The sequence below is a fragment of the Pseudomonas sp. MH9.3 genome (genome assembly GCF_034354675.1).
GTDB lineage: Bacteria > Pseudomonadota > Gammaproteobacteria > Pseudomonadales > Pseudomonadaceae > Aquipseudomonas.
On sequence record NZ_CP133785.1, the window covers coordinates 1,559,808 to 1,578,723 of the forward strand.

Genomic DNA, 18,916 nt, shown 5'->3' on the forward strand with positions numbered 1-18,916 from the left:
GGTTATCAGGACGGGCCTCATCGGGAGCAAGCCCCCTCCCACATTTGCACTGTATTCACAATTCAAAATGTGCGAGGGGGCTTGCTCCCGATTGCAGGCGACGCAGTGCTACTGCCCGCCGCGCATCATCTCCCTGGGCACATACTTGCCAATCTCGAACTTGCCGATCGCCGCGCGGTGCACTTCATCCGGGCCATCGGCCAGGCGCAGGGTGCGTTGCATGGCGTACATGTAAGCCAACGGGAAATCATTGGAAACGCCGGCACCGCCGTGCATCTGAATCGCGCGGTCGATCACCTTCAGCGCCACGTTCGGCGCGACCACCTTGATCTGCGCGATCTCGCTTTTCGCTACTTTATTGCCCACGGTGTCCATCATGTACGCGGCCTTCAGGGTCAGCAGGCGCGCCATGTCGATTTCCATGCGTGAGTCGGCGATCTTGTCGATGTTGCCACCCAGGCGTGCCAACGGCTTGCCGAATGCGGTGCGGCTGACCGAACGTTTGCACATCAGTTCCAGCGCGCGTTCGGCCATGCCCACCGAGCGCATGCAATGGTGAATACGGCCGGGGCCGAGGCGCCCCTGGGCGATCTCGAAGCCACGGCCTTCGCCAAGCAGGACGTTTTCGTAGGGCACCCGTACGTTGTCGAACAGCACTTCGGCGTGACCGTGGGGCGCGTCGTCGTAGCCGAACACCGGCAGCGGTCGGAGGATTTTCACACCGGGTGTGTCCACCGGCACCAGGATCATCGAATGCTGCTGGTGACGCGGCGCGTCCGGATTGCTCAGGCCCATGAAGATGAGGATCTTGCAGCGCGGGTCGCAGGCGCCGGAGGTCCACCACTTTTTGCCGTTGATGACCCACTCATCGCCCTGGCGCTCGGCACGGGCGGCCATGTTGGTGGCATCGGACGAAGCCACGTCCGGCTCGGTCATGGCGAAGGCCGAACGGATCTCGCCGCGCAGCAGCGGTTCGAGCCAGCGCTGTTTCTGTTCTTCGTTGGCATAGCGCACCAGCACTTCCATGTTGCCGGTGTCGGGGGCCGAGCAGTTGAACGGCTCCGGCCCCAGCAGCGAGCGACCCATGATTTCGGCCAGCGGCGCGTATTCCAGATTGGTGAGGCCGGCGCCGAGTTCGGACTCGGGCAGGAACAGGTTCCACAGGCCTTCGGCTTTGGCGCGGGCCTTGAGTTCTTCCATGATCGCTGTGGGCTGCCAGCGGTCGCCTTCGCTGACCTGGCGTTCAAACACCGGCTCGGCCGGGTAGACGTAAGCGTCCATGAATGCAGTGACGCGTTCACGCAGTTCCTGAACCTTGGGCGAATAGGCGAAATCCATGGGCAGCTCCCTTCTCTGAGAGGTTGTTTAGGTCATGAATTCGATGCTAGAACAGCGCTGATAATTTACCTAGCCTATTCTCGGCGTGTATTAACATTCATCACCGATATATGATCAGCCTATCGGCACCTAACAATAAGAGCGCAACGCAATGAATCTGAGCAAGGTCGACCTGAACCTCTTCATCGTCTTTGATGCGATCTACACCGAAGCCAACCTGACCCGCGCCGGGCAGATCGTCGGCATTACGCAACCGGCGGTGTCCAACGCGCTGGCCCGCCTGCGCGAGACCTTCAACGACCCGCTGTTCGTGCGCACTGCCCAGGGCATGGTGCCTACGCCGATGGCGCAGAACATCATCGGCCCGGTGCGCAATGCGCTGTCGTTGCTGCGGGTATCGGTGCAGGAAAGCCGGATTTTCAATCCTCAACAGGCGGCCAAGACCTATCGCATCAGCATGACCGACCTCACCGAGGCGGTGATTCTGCCGCTGCTGTTCCAGCGCCTGCGCCGGCTGGCACCCACGGTGGTGATCGAAAGTTTCCTGTCCAAGCGCCGCGAGACCACCAAGGAACTGGCGGCCGGGCGCCTGGATTTTGCCGTGGACGCACCGCTCAACACCGACCCGCAGGTGCGTCACGTCAAGCTGATGGAAGACCGCTACGTGTGCGCCATGCGCAAGGGCCATCCGCTGGCGGGCAAGGACAAGCTCAGCCTGGATGATTACCTGTCGCTGACCCACATTCATATCTCCAGTCGCCGCAACGGCCTGGGCCATGTCGACCTGGCCCTGGGCAAGATGGGCATCCAGCGCAAGATCGCGCTGCGTTCCCAGCATTACCTGATGGCCTCGCAGGTGCTGCAGCAGACCGACATGGTCATGACCGTGCCCGAGCGCTTCGCCCGCCGCCACGAACTGCACTGGGTCAACCTGCCGGTGAACGACGTGCCGCCCGTGGAAACCCATTTGTACTGGCATGAAAGCACCGACCAGGACCCGGCCAACCGCTGGATGCGCGAGCAGATGATCGAGCTGTGCCAGCAGGTGACGGCCCATGAGAAGAAGCTCGATGGCAAACAGGCCTGACCTTTGACTGGGCGGGCTTGCCGGGGTTGTCGTGGTGGCGAGCCCGCTCGCCACGGCAAGATGAAAGCCATGGGATGTTATTGACGTTTACGTCAACCAGCCATTAGCTTAGCGCCAAGCCATCCGCCGAGCGCCGCCATGAGCACCACCTACAGCATCTCCGACCTCGCCCGCGAGCTCGACATCACCACCCGCGCCATTCGCTTTTATGAAGAGCAAGGCCTGCTGACCCCAGAGCGTCGGGGCCAGGAGCGTATCTACTCAGCGCGGGACAAGGTCAGCCTCAAGCTGATTCTGCGCGGCAAGCGCATCGGTTTCTCCCTGGCCGAATGCCGCGAGCTGATCGAACTCTACGATCCCACCAGCGGCAACCACATCCAGCTCAACAGCATGCTGGCCAAGATCGCCGAGCGGCGTGAACAACTGGAACAGCAACTGCTGGACATCGAACAGATGAAGCTGGAACTGGACACCGCCGAAGAACGCTGCACTCAAGCCCTGGCCCACACCATGAGCCAGTCTGGCCATTGAACAGAAGGTAATCCCCATGCCCCTCCCCTCCCACGTACGCCTGGTTGAAGTCGGCCCACGCGACGGTTTGCAGAACGAAGCCCAGCCCATCGCCGTGGCGGACAAGGTCCGTCTGGTGGACGCCTTGAGCGACGCCGGGCTGGGCTATATCGAAGTGGGCAGCTTTGTGTCGCCCAAATGGGTGCCGCAGATGGCCGGCTCCGCCGAGGTGTTTGCGCAGATCCGGCGCAAGCCCGGCGTGACCTACGGCGCGCTGGCGCCCAACCTGCGCGGCTTTGAAGATGCGCTGGCGGCCGGCGTCAAGGAGGTCGCAGTGTTTGCGGCCGCGTCCGAGGCGTTCTCGCAACGCAACATCAACTGCTCGATCCGCGAGAGCCTGGAGCGCTTCGCACCGATCATGAGCGCAGCCCGGCAGCACGGTGTCAGCGTGCGCGGCTACGTGTCCTGTGTGCTGGGATGCCCTTACGAAGGTGACGTCGCGCCGGAACAGGTCGCTGCGGTGGCCCGCGAGCTGTACGCCATGGGCTGCTATGAAGTGTCCCTGGGCGACACCATCGGCACCGGCACGGCAGGCGATACGCGGCGGTTGTTCGAGGTCGTTGGCGCCCAGGTGCCAAGGGAGAAGCTTGCCGGACACTTCCACGACACTTACGGCCAGGCCATCGCGAATATCTATGCCAGCCTGCTGGAAGGTATCCAGGTGTTCGACAGCTCTATCGCAGGCCTTGGCGGCTGCCCGTATGCCAAGGGCGCCAGCGGTAACGTCGCCACCGAAGACGTGGTGTACCTGCTCGACGGGCTGGGCATCCACACCGGCATCGACCTCTCGCGCCTGATTGACGCGGGCCGGCAGATCAGCCAGGTGCTGGGGCGCGCCAGTGGGTCGCGGGTGGCGAAGGTGCGTAGCGCCAGTTGAGTAGCAAGGCTGTGACAATGTGTTACCGGGCGCCGACACAGCGGGTAACGCGGGAACATAATTGGCCGCCTTTGCGCAGAGGCAATCGCGGCATAAAAAATAAGCTATTGATTTTAATAGAAATTTAAAAGTTGGCATGGCTCCTGCTATCTCTATTGCATAACAAGAATAAAAAGCACCAAGCCTAATAAAAACAAGACGTAACGACTCTGACATAACAAAAACAACACGGCAGAGACGCAGCTAACAGATTTTTTTGGAAGCACTTCAGCGCTCAAAAAAATACGTTTGCTCTTGACCCCGGATGGGGGTCACCCAAAACAGCAGTAAAGGGCCACGGCTGCCAAAAACAACAACAGGCCGCCCCTCAATAATAAAAAAAGAGCACGCAACGACACATTAAAAGGGACCTTCGGGTCCCTTTTGTGCTTTTTAAGATATCGGCAGGCCTTGCTCTGATCAGCATAAGACCGACCGTTTATGCTTGCGTAGAATCGGACTCATCAAAGGTGTACACCATGTGATAAATATGACTGGCCAATTGAGCCCGATAATGTAAGCGAACCTGCTCTTTCCGAGGCAAACTATTATACTCACCAAAGATAGATCCCATGGCGCGAGACACTGCCGATAAAATTCGGCACAACTCCAAGTCATCATCAATAGTCGATTCAAAATCAATATCATAGATAATGACGTCTTCAGGAATCTCTTGCTGCTCACCCTCTACAAACAAACCTTGCGCCAACGAAAAACTTGCCAACTGAACACCTTGCGCCTTGAGCATATAATTAACAGTTACCAAAAAAGCTTTCGGTGTAGTAGTCATACCCGTCATAAGCGCTTCATTTTTTATTGCCAATAAATTATTGACCACGCTCGTGACGAATTGAATATTCACTCTAAACCGATAGATCTCTCTAGCACATAGTTCCAGTTCAGGTAATGAAAGCTCGGCAGTTCTCTTGGGATCTTTGCCATATACAACAGTGACAACATTATTGAAACATGCGAAATCTTTGTGTGCTGCAATATTACGCCACTGGTTAAAAGGAATATGCAAGAGCACATCCCGATTGACGGAGAGGGCTGGAAATCCGTCAAAAAACATGATGCACTTCTGCAAGACGTCAAACAGTTCGAAGCTTTTGGGTATCCCTTTGCTTCGTTTATCTGACACAAGACAAGCAATGAGATAACCCTCCTTTTTCACTAAAAATTCTAGCGTTTTATTAATGGTGTCAAAATACCCACTGACCTTTTCTCGATAATCATTCTCTTCATGTGCAATTACGTTACTATTACGCATACTCCAAAATGAACTATTGGCTTCGTTCCAGTTAGCATTTGACGTTTTGAATAACTCCACCAACAGAGTTTTGTCTTTGCCGGAGACCCAATCCATCAGCGTGTCGACAGCAAGACGGGCATCAGTGAAACCGTGCTCACTGTCATTCAGACTCAAGAGCAGCTCAAATAAACCGATGAGATGTCCAAGATACTCTGGCCTGGTATCAAACCGCGATGCAGTCTCAGAAACGAATCTCTTAAAATATGCATTAACTTCATATTCGGCCTCTGGAAATAGCGTTCCACTATCGACGATGATTTTCATGATATCCATTTCCAGTAAAAGGCTTTGAAGAATGAAGAGCAGTGCAATAGGCGACATTCTACAAAAAACAGGTGGGTTTCATAGATTTATCAGCACGGTTCTCAGGTAATCCTGCCAAGCCTGATTACTCGAGGACAATTGCAAGCTTTTGACGCCTAGAACGAGCGCTACGATTGACAGCGCCGTAACGCAAGCTTACGTTAACGTAAAGGTCAGCGCCCTCACCGGCCCTCATCCCACACAACAACAAAGCTCACAGTAAGGTGCCTGCCATGAGTTATCCGTCCCTGAACTTCGCCCTCGGCGAAACCATCGACATGCTGCGCGACCAGGTGCAGTCCTTCGTGGCCAAGGAAATCGCACCACGCGCCGCGCAGATCGACATCGACAACCTGTTCCCCGCCGACCTGTGGCGCAAGTTCGGTGACATGGGCCTGCTCGGCATCACTGTGGCGGAAGAATACGGCGGCGCCGGCCTGGGTTACCTGGCCCATGTGGTGAGCATGGAGGAGATCAGCCGCGGCTCGGCCTCCGTGGCGTTGTCCTACGGTGCGCACTCCAATCTGTGCGTCAACCAGATCAACCGCAACGGCAATCATGAACAGAAGCTCAAGTACCTGCCCAAACTGATCAGCGGCGAGCACATCGGTGCCCTCGCCATGAGCGAGCCCAACGCCGGCTCCGACGTGGTCTCGATGAAACTGCGCGCCGACAAACGCGGCGACTGCTACGTGCTCAATGGCAGCAAAACCTGGATCACCAACGGCCCCGATGCCAGCACCTACGTGATCTATGCCAAGACCGACCTGGAAAGGGGCGCCCACGGCATCACCGCATTCATCGTCGAGCGCGACTGGAAAGGCTTCAGCCGCAGCAACAAGTTCGACAAGCTGGGCATGCGCGGCTCCAACACCTGCGAGCTGTTTTTCGACGACGTCGAAGTGCCCGCAGACAACATCCTCGGTGTGCTCAACGGCGGCGTGAAAGTGCTGATGAGCGGGCTGGACTACGAGCGCGTGGTGCTGGCCGGCGGGCCCACCGGGATCATGCAGGCCTGCATGGACCTGATCGTGCCCTACATTCACGATCGCAAGCAGTTCGGCCAGAGCATCGGCGAATTCCAGCTGATCCAGGGCAAGGTCGCCGACATGTACACCCAGCTCAACGCCAGCCGCGCCTACCTCTACGCCGTGGCCCAGGCCTGCGAGCGCGGCGAGACCACGCGCAAGGACGCCGCCGGTGTGATCCTCTACAGCGCCGAGCGCGCCACACAGATGGCCCTCGACGCGATCCAGATTCTCGGCGGCAATGGCTACATCAACGAATTCCCCGCCGGGCGCCTGCTGCGTGATGCCAAGCTGTATGAAATCGGCGCGGGCACCAGTGAGATTCGGCGCATGTTGATCGGTCGCGAACTGTTCAACGAAACCCGCTGAAGGAGCGCGCCATGGCCACCTTGCACACCCAGCTCAACCCACGCTCGGCGGAATTTTCCGCCAACAGCGCGGCGATGCGTCAGCAGGTCGACGCCCTGCATGCCCTCCTCGCCCAGGTACAACAAGGCGGCGGCCTCAAGGCCCAGGAGCGGCATACCTCGCGCGGCAAACTGCTGCCGCGCGAACGCATCAATCGTCTGCTTGATCCGGGCTCGCCGTTCCTCGAACTCAGCCAACTGGCCGCCCATCAGGTGTATGGCGAAGACGTGCCGGCCGCCGGGGTGATTGCCGGGATTGGCCGCGTCGAGGGTGTGGAATGCATGATTGTCGCCAACGATGCCACGGTCAAAGGCGGCTCCTACTACCCGCTGACGGTAAAAAAACACCTGCGCGCGCAGACCATCGCCGAGCAGAACCGCCTGCCGTGCATCTACCTGGTGGACTCCGGCGGCGCCAACCTGCCGCGCCAGGATGAGGTGTTCCCGGACCGCGAACACTTCGGGCGGATCTTCTTCAACCAGGCCAACATGAGCGCCCAGGGCATCCCGCAGATCGCCGTGGTGATGGGCTCGTGCACCGCCGGGGGTGCCTATGTGCCGGCCATGGCCGACGAGGCGATCATGGTGCGCCAGCAGGCCACGATCTTCCTGGCCGGCCCGCCGCTAGTCAAAGCGGCGACCGGCGAAGTGGTCAGTGCCGAGGACCTGGGCGGCGCCGATGTGCACTGCAAAATCTCCGGCGTGGCCGACCACTACGCCGACAGCGACGAACACGCTCTGGCCCTGGCCCGCCGCAGCGTGGCCAACCTCAACTGGCGCAAGCTGGGCGAGTTGCGCCTACGCCCGCCGGTAGCGCCGCTGTACAGCGCAGAAGAGCTCTACGGGGTGATCCCGGCCGAGGCCAAGCAACCATTCGATGTGCGCGAGGTGATCGCGCGGCTGGTGGATGCATCGGTATTCGATGAATTCAAGGCGCTGTTCGGGACCACGTTGGTCTGCGGCTTTGCGCACTTGCATGGCTACCCGATTGCGATCCTCGCCAACAACGGCATCCTGTTCGCCGAAGCCGCGCAGAAAGGCGCGCACTTTATCGAGCTGGCCTGCCAGCGCGGGATTCCCCTGCTGTTCCTGCAGAACATCACCGGTTTCATGGTCGGGCAGAAGTATGAAGCCGGCGGCATCGCCAAGCACGGCGCCAAGCTGGTCACGGCGGTGGCCTGCGCTAGGGTGCCGAAATTTACCGTGATCATCGGCGGCAGCTTCGGGGCCGGCAACTACGGCATGTGCGGGCGCGCCTATGACCCGCGTTTTTTATGGATGTGGCCCAACGCGCGCATCGGCGTGATGGGTGCCGAGCAGGCGGCCGGCGTGCTGGTGCAGGTCAAGCGCGAACAGGCCGAACGCGCCGGCACTGCCTTCAGCGCCGAGGATGAAGCCGCGATCAAGCAGCCGATCCTCGACCAGTATGAAACCCAGGGCCATCCCTATTACTCCAGCGCCCGCCTGTGGGACGACGGCGTCATCGACCCGGTGCAGACCCGCGAGGTACTCGCCCTGGCACTGTCCGCCGCACTGAACGCCCCCATCGAGCCGAGCCGCTTCGGCGTGTTTCGCATGTAAATGGAGCTTGTCCCCCATGCACGATTTCAACACCCTCGAACTGATCACCGATAGCCGTGGCTTTGCCACGTTATGGCTCAGTCGTGAAGCCAAGAACAACGCGTTCAACGCCGAGATGATCCGCGAATTGATCCTCGCCCTGGAGCACGTGCAGGGCGACCCTTCCCTGCGCTTTCTGGTGGTGCGCGGACGCGGCCGGCACTTCAGCGCAGGGGCTGACCTGGCCTGGATGCAGCAGTCGGCCGAGCTGGACTACCACACTAACCTGGACGACGCGCGCGAACTGGCGGAGCTGATGTACAACCTCGCCAAGCTGAAAATCCCCACCCTGGCCGTGGTGCAAGGCGCCGCCTATGGGGGTGCGCTGGGTTTGATCAGTTGCTGCGACATGGCAATCGGCGCCGATGATGCACAGTTCTGCCTGTCGGAAGTGCGCATCGGCCTGGCACCGGCGGTGATCAGCCCGTTCGTGGTGCAGGCCATCGGTGAGCGCGCGGCGCGGCGCTATGCTCTGACGGCCGAGCGATTTGGCGGCCAGCGTGCGCGGGAAATCGGCCTGCTGGCGGAGAGTTATCCGGCCGACATGCTGGAGCAGCAAGTGGACGTCTGGGTGACCAACCTGCTGCAGAACAGCCCGGCGGCCATGCGCGCCAGCAAGGACCTGCTGCGCGAAGTGGGCCACGGCGCCCTCACGCCAGCCCTGCGGCGCTATTGCGAAAATGCCATCGCGCGTATTCGCGTCAGCGCCGAAGGCCAGGAAGGCTTGCGTGCATTCCTGCAAAAACGCACGCCTGTCTGGCAGTCCCGGGAGCCACGCCCATGAGACCACTTACCACCCTGCTGGTCGCCAACCGTGGCGAAATTGCCTGCCGGATCATGCGCACCGCCAAAGCGATGGGGCTGACCACGGTAGCCGTGCACAGCGCCATCGACCGCGATGCGCGGCACAGTCGCGAGGCGGACATTCGCGTCGACCTGGGCGGCAGCAAAGCTACAGAAAGTTACCTGCAAATCGACAAGATCATCGCCGCCGCCAAGGCCAGTGGCGCCCAGGCGATTCATCCGGGCTATGGCTTTCTCTCGGAAAACGCAGCGTTTGCCCGCGCCATCGAGGCTGCCGGCCTGATCTTCCTCGGCCCGCCCGCCTCGGCCATCGATGCCATGGGCAGCAAGTCGGCGGCCAAGACGTTGATGGAAGCCGCCGGGGTGCCATTGGTACCGGGTTATCACGGCGAGGCCCAGGATCTGGACACCTTTCGCGACGCCTGCGAGCGCATCGGCTATCCCGTGCTGCTGAAAGCGACTGCCGGCGGCGGCGGCAAGGGCATGAAGGTGGTCGAAGACATCAGCCAGTTGGCCGAAGCCCTGGCTTCAGCCCAGCGTGAGGCAGTGTCCTCGTTCGGCAACGGGCAGATGCTGGTGGAGAAATACCTGCTCAAGCCGCGGCATGTGGAAATCCAGGTGTTCGCCGATGGGCACGGCCACTGCCTGTACCTCAATGAGCGCGATTGCTCGATCCAGCGGCGTCATCAAAAGGTGGTGGAAGAAGCCCCGGCGCCGGGGCTGAGTGTTGAACAGCGCAAGGCCATGGGCGAAGCGGCAGTGCGCGCGGCGCAGGCGATTGGTTATGTGGGCGCGGGCACGGTGGAGTTTTTGCTGGATGCCCGTGGCGAATTTTTCTTCATGGAGATGAACACCCGGCTGCAGGTGGAGCATCCGGTGACCGAAGCGATTACCGGCCTTGATCTGGTGGCCTGGCAGATCCGCGTGACCCAGGGCGAGGCGCTGCCGATCACTCAGGCGCAGGTGCCGTTGAATGGCCACGCCATTGAGGTGCGGCTGTATGCCGAAGATCCGACCCATGATTTTCTGCCTGCCACCGGGCACCTGGCGCTGTACCGCGAGTGCGACCCGGGGCCTGGACGTCGCGTGGACAGCGGCGTGGAGCAAGGTGACAGGGTCTCGCCGTTCTACGATCCGATGCTGGGCAAGCTGATTGCCTGGGGCGAGGACCGCGAGCAGGCGCGCCTGCGTCTGCTGGCCATGCTCGACGAGTTCGCTGTGGGTGGGCTCAAGACCAATCTGGGTTTTCTGCGACGCATCATCGGCCATCCGGCGTTTGCGGCGGCCGAGCTCGATACCGGGTTCATTCCGCGTTATCAGGCGCAGTTGCTGCCGACGGAGGGTGCGTTGAGCGACGGGTTCTGGCAGGCGGCGGGTTCGGCGTTCATGCAGAGTCTGCCGCGCGGTGAAGGGCCTTGGGCGGATACCCGGGGCTTTCGCGCGGGGCTGCCGGCGCAGGTTTCGCTGCACTTGAGCTGCAATGGGCAGGATCGGGTGGTGACATTGGCTGCCGGCGCTGCGCACAAGATGCACGGTGAGCAGTTGCTGATCGACGATCAGGGCATACGCCGCGCGCACCTGGCGGTGCGTCATGAAAGCACCGTATACCTGCGCTGGGACGGCGAGATGCAGGCGGTCAGCCTGTTTGACCCGATTGCGGCGGTGGAGGCGGGACAGTCGCAACAGGGCGGTCTCACTGCGCCCATGAACGGCAGCATCGTGCGGGTGCTGGTGGAGGTTGGTCAGCCTGTCGAAGCCGGCACGCAACTGGTGGTGCTCGAAGCAATGAAAATGGAACACAGCATTCGCGCGCCCGTGGCCGGAGTGGTCAAGGCGCTGTTTTGCCAGGAAGGCGAGATGGTGGCTGAAGGCAGTGCACTGGTGGAACTGGAAATGGCCGACTAGAACCTCGCGGTGGCTTGCACGACAACACCGAGGATGCGGCAATCGTCGGTGAACAGCAGCTTCGGGTAGGTGGGATTGAGCGGCACCAGGTACAGCTGGCCGCTTTCTTCCTGCAATTGGCGAAAGGTGGCCCGGGGGCTGTCGTCCCATTGCGCAACAACCAGCTTACCGGGAACGGCATCGATGGAAGGGTCGACCAGGATCAGCATGCCTGCGCTGACGCTGAGCCCTGTAGGGGCGGTCATGGCGTCGCCGGTTACGGGGAGCCAGAAGGCTTCGCCGCCCGCGTGATAGTCCGTCAGCTCAAAGCGCTCGGGGCCATAGGGCGCACGTTCTTCGCGCACTTCACAGAGCCCGTTCCAGTCGCTGACCGGGTAGCGGAAATACGGGTTGTAGTGGTGTTCCAGTGGCCGCTCTGCGTCCACCCGCTCACGAATCTCCAGCGCCACCTCCAGATAGCCCAGTCCCAGTTCCGCCAGCACCCGGTTCATGTCCGCAAGGCTGGGCACCCGGCGTTTGTTGAGCCAATGGCCCACACCCCCCTGGGACATGCCCAGGCGTTCGGCCAGTTCATCCTGGGTGACCTTGCGGTCTTTCATGTTGGCCCGGACCAACGCTATCCATTTATCCATGGTGCGTGACAATACGTTGCGTATTTTTCAGGGCAATAAACAGTTTGTAGTAATCCACGAAACGACATAAATACGATACGTACTATTATCAATCTCAAGGATTCCGCCCCCATCAGAGTATCGCCCACGATGACGACCACCCCGTATCTACCGCTCGAAACACCTTCCACTGACGAAGCACTCGACATGCACACCAGCGGCGCCGCCCAACGTGCATTGGACTATTACTTGAAAGTGAATATGTCCGACTCCAAGGCAGACGACACCTTCTTTCACATCAAACCCGGCATCAGCCATGAAGAAGCCCTGGTGCATGCCTCCGACCTGCTGCGCAGTGCAGCCGCTACGGCTTACGAATCTGCGAGCAACCATCAGGGCAATCAGCGCGATCTGGCGTTTTCAGTGGTGTATCTGATCGATATGGCGAAGGCGATGGTAGAGCGATCGTTGCTACGGCCGCAGGCCGAGGCAAACATGTGAGGACGCGAAGCAAAAATATTTCTATCCAGTGGATAAAAACATTTGACTTGCAAATGATAATGATTATTATTGGGCTCAGCTGATCGCGAGATCAGTCGATAGACCAAGAGACCTTAGGTCGGACTCTTGGAATATCTCCTCATCAGGCTAATCACGGTTTTTGACCCGGCTCTTTGGCCGGGTCTTTTTTTTGCCAGTTTCCCTGGCGTGGCTTCAGGCTAATGAAGACTGTGTGTTGCTTGATGGCGCGCATGGTAGCAAAAGACCATTGCCCAATGAAAGTCGCCCAACTGCTCTGGACGGGATCTTTGAGAAACAGCGCCTGAGAATCAATCTCACCGTTTTCAAGCCGCCGCCGGATCAGGAAGAATGCCCCCTCCCCTGCAACAATTTTGCATCAAGATTTTGCCCAGCCTCTGTGTAATATAGCCGCCACAACTCATATTCAGGCAACCAGACCATGACCGTGGCCTTGACCTCCATCAAGATCAGCACCGACTTCGACAGCGGCAACATCCAGGTCCTGGATGCCAGCGATGCCTATCAGTTGCTGCTGGCGATCAAACCCGATACCCGCAGCCAGCATTTCCAGTGGTTCCACTTCAAGGCCGAAGGCATGCACGTGGGCCACACCCACACCTTCCGCCTGAGCAACGCGAGCCATTCCTCGTATAAAAATGCCTGGAGCGGCTACAACGCCGTGGCGTCGTACGATCACGTCAACTGGTTCCGCGTACCCACGCGCTTTGACGGCGAGACGCTGCACATCAGCCTTCAAAGCCGCGAGAAACATGCCTGGTTCGCCTACTTCGAACCCTACAGCCGTGAGCGCCACGATTGGCTGATCGACCAGGCCCTGAAACACGCCGGTACCCAACTGCTGGCCACCGGTAAAAGTGTCGAAGGCCGCGATATCCAGTTGCTGCGCCGTGGCAAAGGCGGCGAAGGCCGACTCAAAGTGTGGATCATCGCGCAGCAACACCCGGGCGAGCACATGGCGCAATGGTTCATGGAAGGCGTTATCGAACGTCTGCAACGCGACGGCGATACCGAGCTTAAAAAGCTGCTGGCGGTCGCCGACCTGTACCTGGTGCCCAACATGAACCCCGATGGCGCTTTCCACGGCCACCTGCGCACCAACGCCATGGGCCAGGACCTCAACCGCGCCTGGCAGAGCGCCAGCCAGGAAATGAGCCCCGAAGTGCTGTTCGTGCAGCAACAGATGGAAAAGTACGGCGTGGACCTGTTCCTCGATATCCACGGCGACGAAGAAATCCCCTACGTGTTCACCGCCGGCTGCGAAGGCAACCCGGGCTATACGCCGCGCATCGAAGCGCTGGAAAAACACTTTCGCAGCCACCTCAGCGCCTTGACCCGCGACTTCCAGACCACTCACGGCTACACCCGCGACCTGCCGGGCGAAGCCAACATGACCCTGGCCTGCAACGCCGTGGGCCAGAAGTACGATTGCCTGTCGCTGACTCTGGAGATGCCGTTCAAGGACAACGACGATGCACCCAACCCCAAAACCGGCTGGTCAGGGGATCGCTCCAGGCAACTGGGCAAGGATGTGTTGAGTACCGTGGCGGATGTCGCCACGAGCCTGCGCTGATCCATTTACATGGCGCACCTGAAATTTCAGGCAGCCATACGCCTGTGGTGAGCGGGCTTGCCCCGCGTTGGGGTGCGCAGCGCCCCCAATCGAGCAAAACGCGGTGTACCTGATACGGCTCAGCGCCTGGCTTTGGGGCTGCTGCGCAGCCCAACGCAGGACAAGCCTGCTCGCCACAGGGGAGCGGCGGTGCGACGATTCGACTTGCCCGCGAAAGCGGTGGGTCAGTCAACATCAATGTTTGCTGGGCCGACGCCATCGGGAGCAAGCCCCCTCCCACATTTTGTACAGAGTTCGCAAACCATTCCGGTCGGCTCTCAGGCCGCCGCGCTCTTGATCTTGATCTGAGGCGCCCCGTCAAACACGCTGGCCGAACGCAGGCTTTGGAGCGTGGGTAACCCGGCAGGACGCCGGGTTAGCCGCGCTGGGCCAAGGATGGCCCATCGCGGCGGCCCACGCTCCAAAGCCTGCGTTCGGGCACACCGAGCCTAAGCGAGGTGCCGAGTGTTGGGGCAAGAGCGTTTTGCTTACTTTTGCGCTTTTCAAAAGTGAGCCGCCGTAAGGGCGGAACCCTAAGTCGCCGTTACCGCAGAAACGGATAGGGACACCGAAAAATCGCACCGCTCATTGCTTCGAGCATCACGCTGGCTTAACTGAACGGCATTAGGGCAAGCCCCGCGTTGGGCTGCGCAGCAGCGCCAAAATCATGCTCCGGGCAGTGTCAGGTACACAGCGTTTTCCTTGATTGGGGGCGCTGCGCACCCCAACGCGGGGCAAGCCCGCTCGCCACAGAGGCTCCAGTTTGCTGCGCGACAGCGCTAGGAGCCTCACGCAGTTAGCGCTCAATCTGCTCCAGCATCGCGCCCAGTCATGCTCTGCAACACCCCATCGCGCCGAATCCACCCGTGAAACAGCGCCGCCGCCAGGTGCGCCAGCACGGTAAAAAACAGCACATACGCCAAAAACCCATGGGCCCTGCGCAACAGCGCAAACAACGGCGCATTCGCCGCCACCAAGGCCGGCAACTGCACCGAACTGCTGAGCATTACCGGATCTCCGGCCGCTGAAATCATCGCCCAGCCAAGCAATGGCAACACCAGCATCAACCCATACAGCAGCAGATGAGACGCCTTGGCCGCCAACACCTGCCACAGCGGCAAATCAGCCGGCAGCGGCGGTTGACGCGTAGAAAAGCGCACCACCAACCGCACAATCACCAACGCCAGAATCGCGATGCCCAGTGGCTTGTGCAGGTGCAGCAGCCACTCATGCCGTTCCGATACCGATGCCGCAAGCCCCGCACCGATAAACAGCATGGCAATGACCATCAGCGCCATCACCCAATGCAGCAGGCGCGCCAGCGGCGCAAAAAAACGCGGTTGAGCACTCATGGTTTCGACTCCTGCGGGGCGCTGTGCAGCGGGCTGACTTCACCGGCGCGGCGTAAATACGAACTGGCGTAAGCCGCCGAACGCGCGGCCAGCAATGGGTCACTGGAGGCTTCGATACCGCTCGGCAAAATCAGCGGGTCGAAGTTGATGTCACGGCAATCGCCATCCGCCTGCGGCTGGCTGCCTTGCAGTACCAGCGTACCGGCGTTCAGCACCTTGTGTTCACCGCTCCAGGCCTTGCTTGCGTCGTCCACCGGATCGCCGGGGCTGGCCAGGGTCATGTTCAGTTGCCACCTTAGCGGCCCCGCCGTCAGGCGCTGCACCAGGTCCTTTTCCAGAAAGTCGCTGCCCGACGGGGCGACATCGCCCGCTGCATCCTGACTCTGCGGCACCACGCCCCACCGTACGGCCTGGCGCTTGCCCTCGGCATTCACCAGGTAAAACGCGTTGATGCCGTTATAGGACTCGGTGGCATAACTGGCAGAAGGCTTCGCTGTCTTGACCCACGCCAGAAACGCCGCCGTCTCAGGGTGCGCGGCAAAAAACGCCGGCATGTTCGCCGGGTTCGGCTTGCCGGTGGCCGGGTCGGGCGCACCGGCCTTGAGCATCTGGTAGAACGCCTCGGGCGTGCCCACCGGGAACACCGGCATGCTGTTCATGCCCGTGCGCCATTGCTGGCCGTTGGCCTGGCTGAACTGCACGGCAAAACTGCGGATCGGCACACTGCTGTCCGGCGCGTAGGGGTTGCCGCTGGGCAAGGCGAACCGGCCGATCACCGGCGTCCTCGCCTCGCTGAACACCTGCGCACGGGAGTACGCGCGGGCCTCGGCGCTGCTCTCGAAATATCCCGCCACGCACACGCCTTTGGCATGGTTGCGTCGAAAACCGGGATGCACACCGTTGTTGGTTTCCAGCGCATTGACCAGGGTCTTGGGGCGCAGGCGTTGTGGGTCGAGTGTGCCGTTGACGTAGGCAAACGCCCCGGCTACAACCGCAACCACAGCACCGATACCGGCGAGTCGTGCGATCAGGCTCGCCGTGCTCAACGCGGGACGCGGCGGTGATGAGTGATCTACCATGAAGGAACTCCAGGGCCAATGGCCTTAGGGATGAAACATAAGGTCGGAGCATTGAGACGAATGCCGATCCACCCTATTCCCCGGCGCTGGATTTATTTTTTCAGTGCGGGGGAATAACCTTCAACGCCGGACGTCTCTCAAGTCCAAGCGTAGTGGACAGCCAGACGCCCATGCATGCACTCGACGAACCGTTACGTGAACTCATCCCCAGGCTGCGGCGTTTTGCCGTGTCCCTGACCCGTAACGCCAGCAGCGCCGACGACCTGGTGCAGTCGACACTCGAGCGGGCGATCATCAGCTGGGCCGACAAACGCGTCGAAGGTGACCTGCGCGCCTGGCTGTTCTCGATTCTCTATCGCCAGTTTCTCGACGCCCACCGTCGCAGCCGACGCTACGCGCGCATGCTCGAATTCTTCACCGGACGCGACGACGCGCAGCCGTCGGTAGAGCGCACGGTGATGGCCCAGTCCACCCTGCAAGCCTTCGATAAACTCAACACCGAGCAGCGTGCCCTGCTGTTGTGGGTGTCGGTCGAAGGCCTGAGCTACAAGGAAGTCGCCGACATACTCGAGGTGCCCCTTGGCACCGTGATGTCACGCCTGTCTCGCGCCCGCCAGGCCCTGCGCCAACTCAGCGATGGCGAAATTGCCAGCCCTTCCCTGCGGATACTCAAATGATCAGCCTGCCCCCCAGCGAACGCGATTTACATGCCTACGTCGATCATCAACTGCTGGAGAATGATCGCCGCATGATGGAAACCTGGCTGGCCGGCCACCCGGAGGTGGCGGCCCAGGTGCAAGCCTGGCAACAGGATGCGCAGTTGCTGCGCGCCTCGTTGAGCGGCGCCCTGCAAACACCCGCCAACCCGCAGTTGGACCCGGCACTGATTCGCCAGCGCATCCGGCACCGGTCGCGTCGGCATCTGGCCACAGCCGCCGTGCTGATGATCGCCGTCAGCCTCGGCGGGCTGGGCGGCTGGCACGCCCGCGAAGCCACCCATCCGCCGACGCTGCCAATGACCGATGCGATGCAGGCCTACCGCCTGTTTGCCCAGGACGGCATCATGCCCGCCGACTACAACACCCAGGACAGCGGCACAATGCAAGCCTGGCTCGACCGCTACTTCAACCAGGCCCATCGCTTGCCCGACCTGAGCCAGGCGGGTTTCAGGCCGGTCAGCGGGCGCCTGCTCACCACCGAGCAAGGCGCGGCCGCCATGGTGCTGTACGAAGACCCGCAGGGCCGACGCATCAGCTTTTACATTCGCCCGCCGGGCCCGGGAAACGGCTTGCTGCCCCGTGGCAGTCGCAGCGCCGACGGTCTGCAGGCCGAGTACTGGTCCGGTGACGGCTACAACTATGCGATGGTCAGCCCGGTGGGCCAGCCCGGCACGCCGCTGCTGAAGTTCTAGAAGCCGACGTCGAGCACCACGTTGTCCACATAGACGCCGGCCGGTGGCGTGGTCTGATCGGTGTAGACCCTGGCGTTGTAGTTGTACACCTGGCTGCCGATGCCCAGCCCATTGCCCGGGTTGACTTCGGCCGTCGAACTGGCGCGCCGCGCCGCGCCGACACTGCCCCAGCGCGTGGTGCCGGCACTTTTGAAAATATCGTAGGCCAGGTAGTTGGTGCCGGAAACCATCCGCCGCCGCCCGCCGACACTCACCGGGTTCTGCCCGTCGCTGAGCCCGACGGTATAGGCGCTGCCCTTGGTGCAGGCGATGTTGATGGTCTGCCCGGTCACCGCGGTGAACCCGCTGACCACCGGCGCACTGCCAAAGAGGATATTCGGCGCGGTGATCTGGCAGTCGTTGGTCACCGTCATGCTGACGGTCAGGGTGGCTGTGCCGTTACCGATATCGCGCCCCAGGCAGATGCCGCCAAGGCCCACCCCCGAGCAATAGTTCCAGTTCCAGGCGATGTTCAGTGTCTCGGTGTACAGGCCGGCGGCGACGTTGCTGCCGGTGATAGTGCCCATGTACAGCGGCACGGTTTTCGCGCCAGGCCCTGCGATCAGCCCGATAAGCTGGGCAATGCCGCCCGTGCCGCCAAAATCGAACTGAGTGTTGCGTGCAATCGGAAAGCTCGCGGTATTGGTGCCATAGATCGTGTAGCCGATCACATCACCGGTCGGCCCGACCATGCCGTTGCTGGCCGAGGTGATGGTGGCGTAAAAATGGTCCGACGGCACCAGCAGCGAAATCAACGCCGAGGTGCACGTCAACCCGGCGCTGGTGGTGGAACTGGCCTGCGCAGCCGTGCGTACCGTCATCGAACTGATCGAGCCGAAGCTGGCCGGCACACTGGCCGCCACCGAACACGCCGCCATCGCCTGGCCCGAACACAGCAGCCCCAGACCCAACAGCCATCCCTTGCCCCTCACCCGCATACTCCCCGTTCCTGTCCCTGTGGCGAGCGGGCTTGCCACAACAG

17 protein-coding genes are annotated in these 18,916 nt (G+C 61.0%); 11 read left to right on the plus strand and 6 right to left on the minus strand.

Annotated elements, in window-relative coordinates:
- Positions 1–108: 108 nt before the first annotated feature.
- Positions 109–1,338: an acyl-CoA dehydrogenase gene (locus RHM60_RS06445; protein WP_057007562.1), complete on the minus strand. Its 1,230-nt coding sequence runs from the start codon at positions 1,336–1,338 to the stop codon at positions 109–111.
- 151 nt (positions 1,339–1,489) lie between these two features.
- Between RHM60_RS06445 and RHM60_RS06450 the strand changes: the two genes are divergently transcribed.
- From RHM60_RS06450 to RHM60_RS06460, 3 genes are all read left to right on the plus strand, one after another.
- Positions 1,490–2,425, plus strand: a complete 936-nt coding sequence (locus RHM60_RS06450) for a LysR family transcriptional regulator (protein WP_003238359.1) — start codon at positions 1,490–1,492, stop codon at positions 2,423–2,425.
- Between the two features lie 138 nt (positions 2,426–2,563).
- On the plus strand, positions 2,564–2,956 hold the full coding sequence (locus RHM60_RS06455) for a MerR family transcriptional regulator (protein ID WP_209982947.1): 393 nt from the start codon (positions 2,564–2,566) through the stop codon (positions 2,954–2,956).
- Between the two features lie 16 nt (positions 2,957–2,972).
- Entirely contained in the window at positions 2,973–3,872 is a 900-nt protein-coding gene (locus tag RHM60_RS06460) for a hydroxymethylglutaryl-CoA lyase (protein WP_322213986.1), read from the plus strand.
- 478 nt (positions 3,873–4,350) lie between these two features.
- On the opposite strand, the gene RHM60_RS06465 is transcribed toward RHM60_RS06460, so the two are convergent.
- Positions 4,351–5,487, minus strand: coding sequence for a hypothetical protein (locus RHM60_RS06465; protein WP_322213987.1), 1,137 nt, complete (start codon positions 5,485–5,487; stop codon positions 4,351–4,353).
- A 272-nt stretch (positions 5,488–5,759) separates the two neighbouring features.
- Between RHM60_RS06465 and RHM60_RS06470 the strand changes: the two genes are divergently transcribed.
- Genes RHM60_RS06470 through RHM60_RS06485 form a run of 4 tightly spaced genes read left to right on the plus strand, consistent with a single transcriptional unit; the run spans position 5,760 to position 11,290 of the window.
- Positions 5,760–6,923 (plus strand): isovaleryl-CoA dehydrogenase, encoded by a 1,164-nt coding sequence (locus tag RHM60_RS06470; protein WP_209982954.1) that lies wholly within the window; start codon positions 5,760–5,762, stop codon positions 6,921–6,923.
- An 11-nt stretch (positions 6,924–6,934) separates the two neighbouring features.
- Positions 6,935–8,542, plus strand: coding sequence for a carboxyl transferase domain-containing protein (locus tag RHM60_RS06475; protein WP_209982956.1), 1,608 nt, complete (start codon positions 6,935–6,937; stop codon positions 8,540–8,542).
- 16 nt (positions 8,543–8,558) lie between these two features.
- Positions 8,559–9,365 (plus strand): gamma-carboxygeranoyl-CoA hydratase, encoded by an 807-nt coding sequence (locus RHM60_RS06480; protein WP_322213989.1) that lies wholly within the window; start codon positions 8,559–8,561, stop codon positions 9,363–9,365.
- Positions 9,362–11,290, plus strand: coding sequence for an acetyl/propionyl/methylcrotonyl-CoA carboxylase subunit alpha (locus RHM60_RS06485; RefSeq protein ID WP_322213990.1), 1,929 nt, complete (start codon positions 9,362–9,364; stop codon positions 11,288–11,290). Before RHM60_RS06480 ends, RHM60_RS06485 begins: the two co-directional genes overlap by 4 nt.
- Here RHM60_RS06485 and RHM60_RS06490 read toward each other — a convergent pair.
- The gene (locus tag RHM60_RS06490; protein WP_209982961.1) at positions 11,287–11,922 is read right to left on the minus strand and encodes a LexA family protein; all 636 of its coding nucleotides are present in this window, start codon (positions 11,920–11,922) and stop codon (positions 11,287–11,289) included. The genes RHM60_RS06485 and RHM60_RS06490 overlap by 4 nt on opposite strands.
- 129 nt (positions 11,923–12,051) lie before the next feature.
- Between RHM60_RS06490 and RHM60_RS06495 the strand changes: the two genes are divergently transcribed.
- Both RHM60_RS06495 and RHM60_RS06500 read left to right on the plus strand, forming a co-directional pair.
- Positions 12,052–12,402 (plus strand): DUF6124 family protein, encoded by a 351-nt coding sequence (locus RHM60_RS06495; RefSeq protein ID WP_322213992.1) that lies wholly within the window; start codon positions 12,052–12,054, stop codon positions 12,400–12,402.
- 460 nt (positions 12,403–12,862) lie between these two features.
- Positions 12,863–14,014: a M14-type cytosolic carboxypeptidase gene (locus tag RHM60_RS06500; RefSeq protein ID WP_209982963.1), complete on the plus strand. Its 1,152-nt coding sequence runs from the start codon at positions 12,863–12,865 to the stop codon at positions 14,012–14,014.
- A gap of 842 nt (positions 14,015–14,856) precedes the next feature.
- On the opposite strand, the gene RHM60_RS06505 is transcribed toward RHM60_RS06500, so the two are convergent.
- Complete coding sequence (locus RHM60_RS06505) at positions 14,857–15,405, minus strand: cytochrome b (RefSeq protein WP_209982964.1); 549 nt, start codon at positions 15,403–15,405, stop codon at positions 14,857–14,859.
- The gene (locus tag RHM60_RS06510) at positions 15,402–16,484 is read right to left on the minus strand and encodes a catalase family peroxidase (RefSeq protein WP_322213993.1); all 1,083 of its coding nucleotides are present in this window, start codon (positions 16,482–16,484) and stop codon (positions 15,402–15,404) included. Before RHM60_RS06510 ends, RHM60_RS06505 begins: the two co-directional genes overlap by 4 nt.
- Before the next feature lie 170 nt (positions 16,485–16,654).
- Here RHM60_RS06510 and RHM60_RS06515 point away from each other — a divergent pair, with 170 nt between their 5' ends.
- Together RHM60_RS06515 and RHM60_RS06520 are read left to right on the plus strand one after the other, a co-directional pair.
- Complete coding sequence (locus RHM60_RS06515) at positions 16,655–17,161, plus strand: sigma-70 family RNA polymerase sigma factor (protein ID WP_057007574.1); 507 nt, start codon at positions 16,655–16,657, stop codon at positions 17,159–17,161.
- Complete coding sequence (locus RHM60_RS06520) at positions 17,158–17,895, plus strand: anti-sigma factor (protein WP_322213994.1); 738 nt, start codon at positions 17,158–17,160, stop codon at positions 17,893–17,895. Before RHM60_RS06515 ends, RHM60_RS06520 begins: the two co-directional genes overlap by 4 nt.
- On the opposite strand, the gene RHM60_RS06525 is transcribed toward RHM60_RS06520, so the two are convergent.
- Complete coding sequence (locus RHM60_RS06525) at positions 17,892–18,872, minus strand: spore coat U domain-containing protein (protein ID WP_231422839.1); 981 nt, start codon at positions 18,870–18,872, stop codon at positions 17,892–17,894. The two genes, RHM60_RS06520 and RHM60_RS06525, sit on opposite strands and share 4 nt — an antisense overlap.
- Positions 18,873–18,916: the final 44 nt, after the last annotated feature.

Bases quoted from the DNA above. Each gene is read 5' to 3' on its own strand.
- RHM60_RS06445 (WP_057007562.1), bottom strand. From the start codon at position 1,338: ATGGATTTCGCCTATTCGCCCAAGGTTCAGGAACTGCGTGAACGCGTC.
- RHM60_RS06450 (WP_003238359.1), top strand. From the start codon at position 1,490: ATGAATCTGAGCAAGGTCGACCTGAACCTCTTCATCGTCTTTGATGCG.
- RHM60_RS06455 (WP_209982947.1), top strand. From the start codon at position 2,564: ATGAGCACCACCTACAGCATCTCCGACCTCGCCCGCGAGCTCGACATC.
- RHM60_RS06460 (WP_322213986.1), top strand. From the start codon at position 2,973: ATGCCCCTCCCCTCCCACGTACGCCTGGTTGAAGTCGGCCCACGCGAC.
- RHM60_RS06465 (WP_322213987.1), bottom strand. From the start codon at position 5,487: ATGAAAATCATCGTCGATAGTGGAACGCTATTTCCAGAGGCCGAATAT.
- RHM60_RS06470 (WP_209982954.1), top strand. From the start codon at position 5,760: ATGAGTTATCCGTCCCTGAACTTCGCCCTCGGCGAAACCATCGACATG.
- RHM60_RS06475 (WP_209982956.1), top strand. From the start codon at position 6,935: ATGGCCACCTTGCACACCCAGCTCAACCCACGCTCGGCGGAATTTTCC.
- RHM60_RS06480 (WP_322213989.1), top strand. From the start codon at position 8,559: ATGCACGATTTCAACACCCTCGAACTGATCACCGATAGCCGTGGCTTT.
- RHM60_RS06485 (WP_322213990.1), top strand. From the start codon at position 9,362: ATGAGACCACTTACCACCCTGCTGGTCGCCAACCGTGGCGAAATTGCC.
- RHM60_RS06490 (WP_209982961.1), bottom strand. From the start codon at position 11,922: ATGGATAAATGGATAGCGTTGGTCCGGGCCAACATGAAAGACCGCAAG.
- RHM60_RS06495 (WP_322213992.1), top strand. From the start codon at position 12,052: ATGACGACCACCCCGTATCTACCGCTCGAAACACCTTCCACTGACGAA.
- RHM60_RS06500 (WP_209982963.1), top strand. From the start codon at position 12,863: ATGACCGTGGCCTTGACCTCCATCAAGATCAGCACCGACTTCGACAGC.
- RHM60_RS06505 (WP_209982964.1), bottom strand. From the start codon at position 15,405: ATGAGTGCTCAACCGCGTTTTTTTGCGCCGCTGGCGCGCCTGCTGCAT.
- RHM60_RS06510 (WP_322213993.1), bottom strand. From the start codon at position 16,484: ATGGTAGATCACTCATCACCGCCGCGTCCCGCGTTGAGCACGGCGAGC.
- RHM60_RS06515 (WP_057007574.1), top strand. From the start codon at position 16,655: ATGCATGCACTCGACGAACCGTTACGTGAACTCATCCCCAGGCTGCGG.
- RHM60_RS06520 (WP_322213994.1), top strand. From the start codon at position 17,158: ATGATCAGCCTGCCCCCCAGCGAACGCGATTTACATGCCTACGTCGAT.
- RHM60_RS06525 (WP_231422839.1), bottom strand. From the start codon at position 18,872: ATGCGGGTGAGGGGCAAGGGATGGCTGTTGGGTCTGGGGCTGCTGTGT.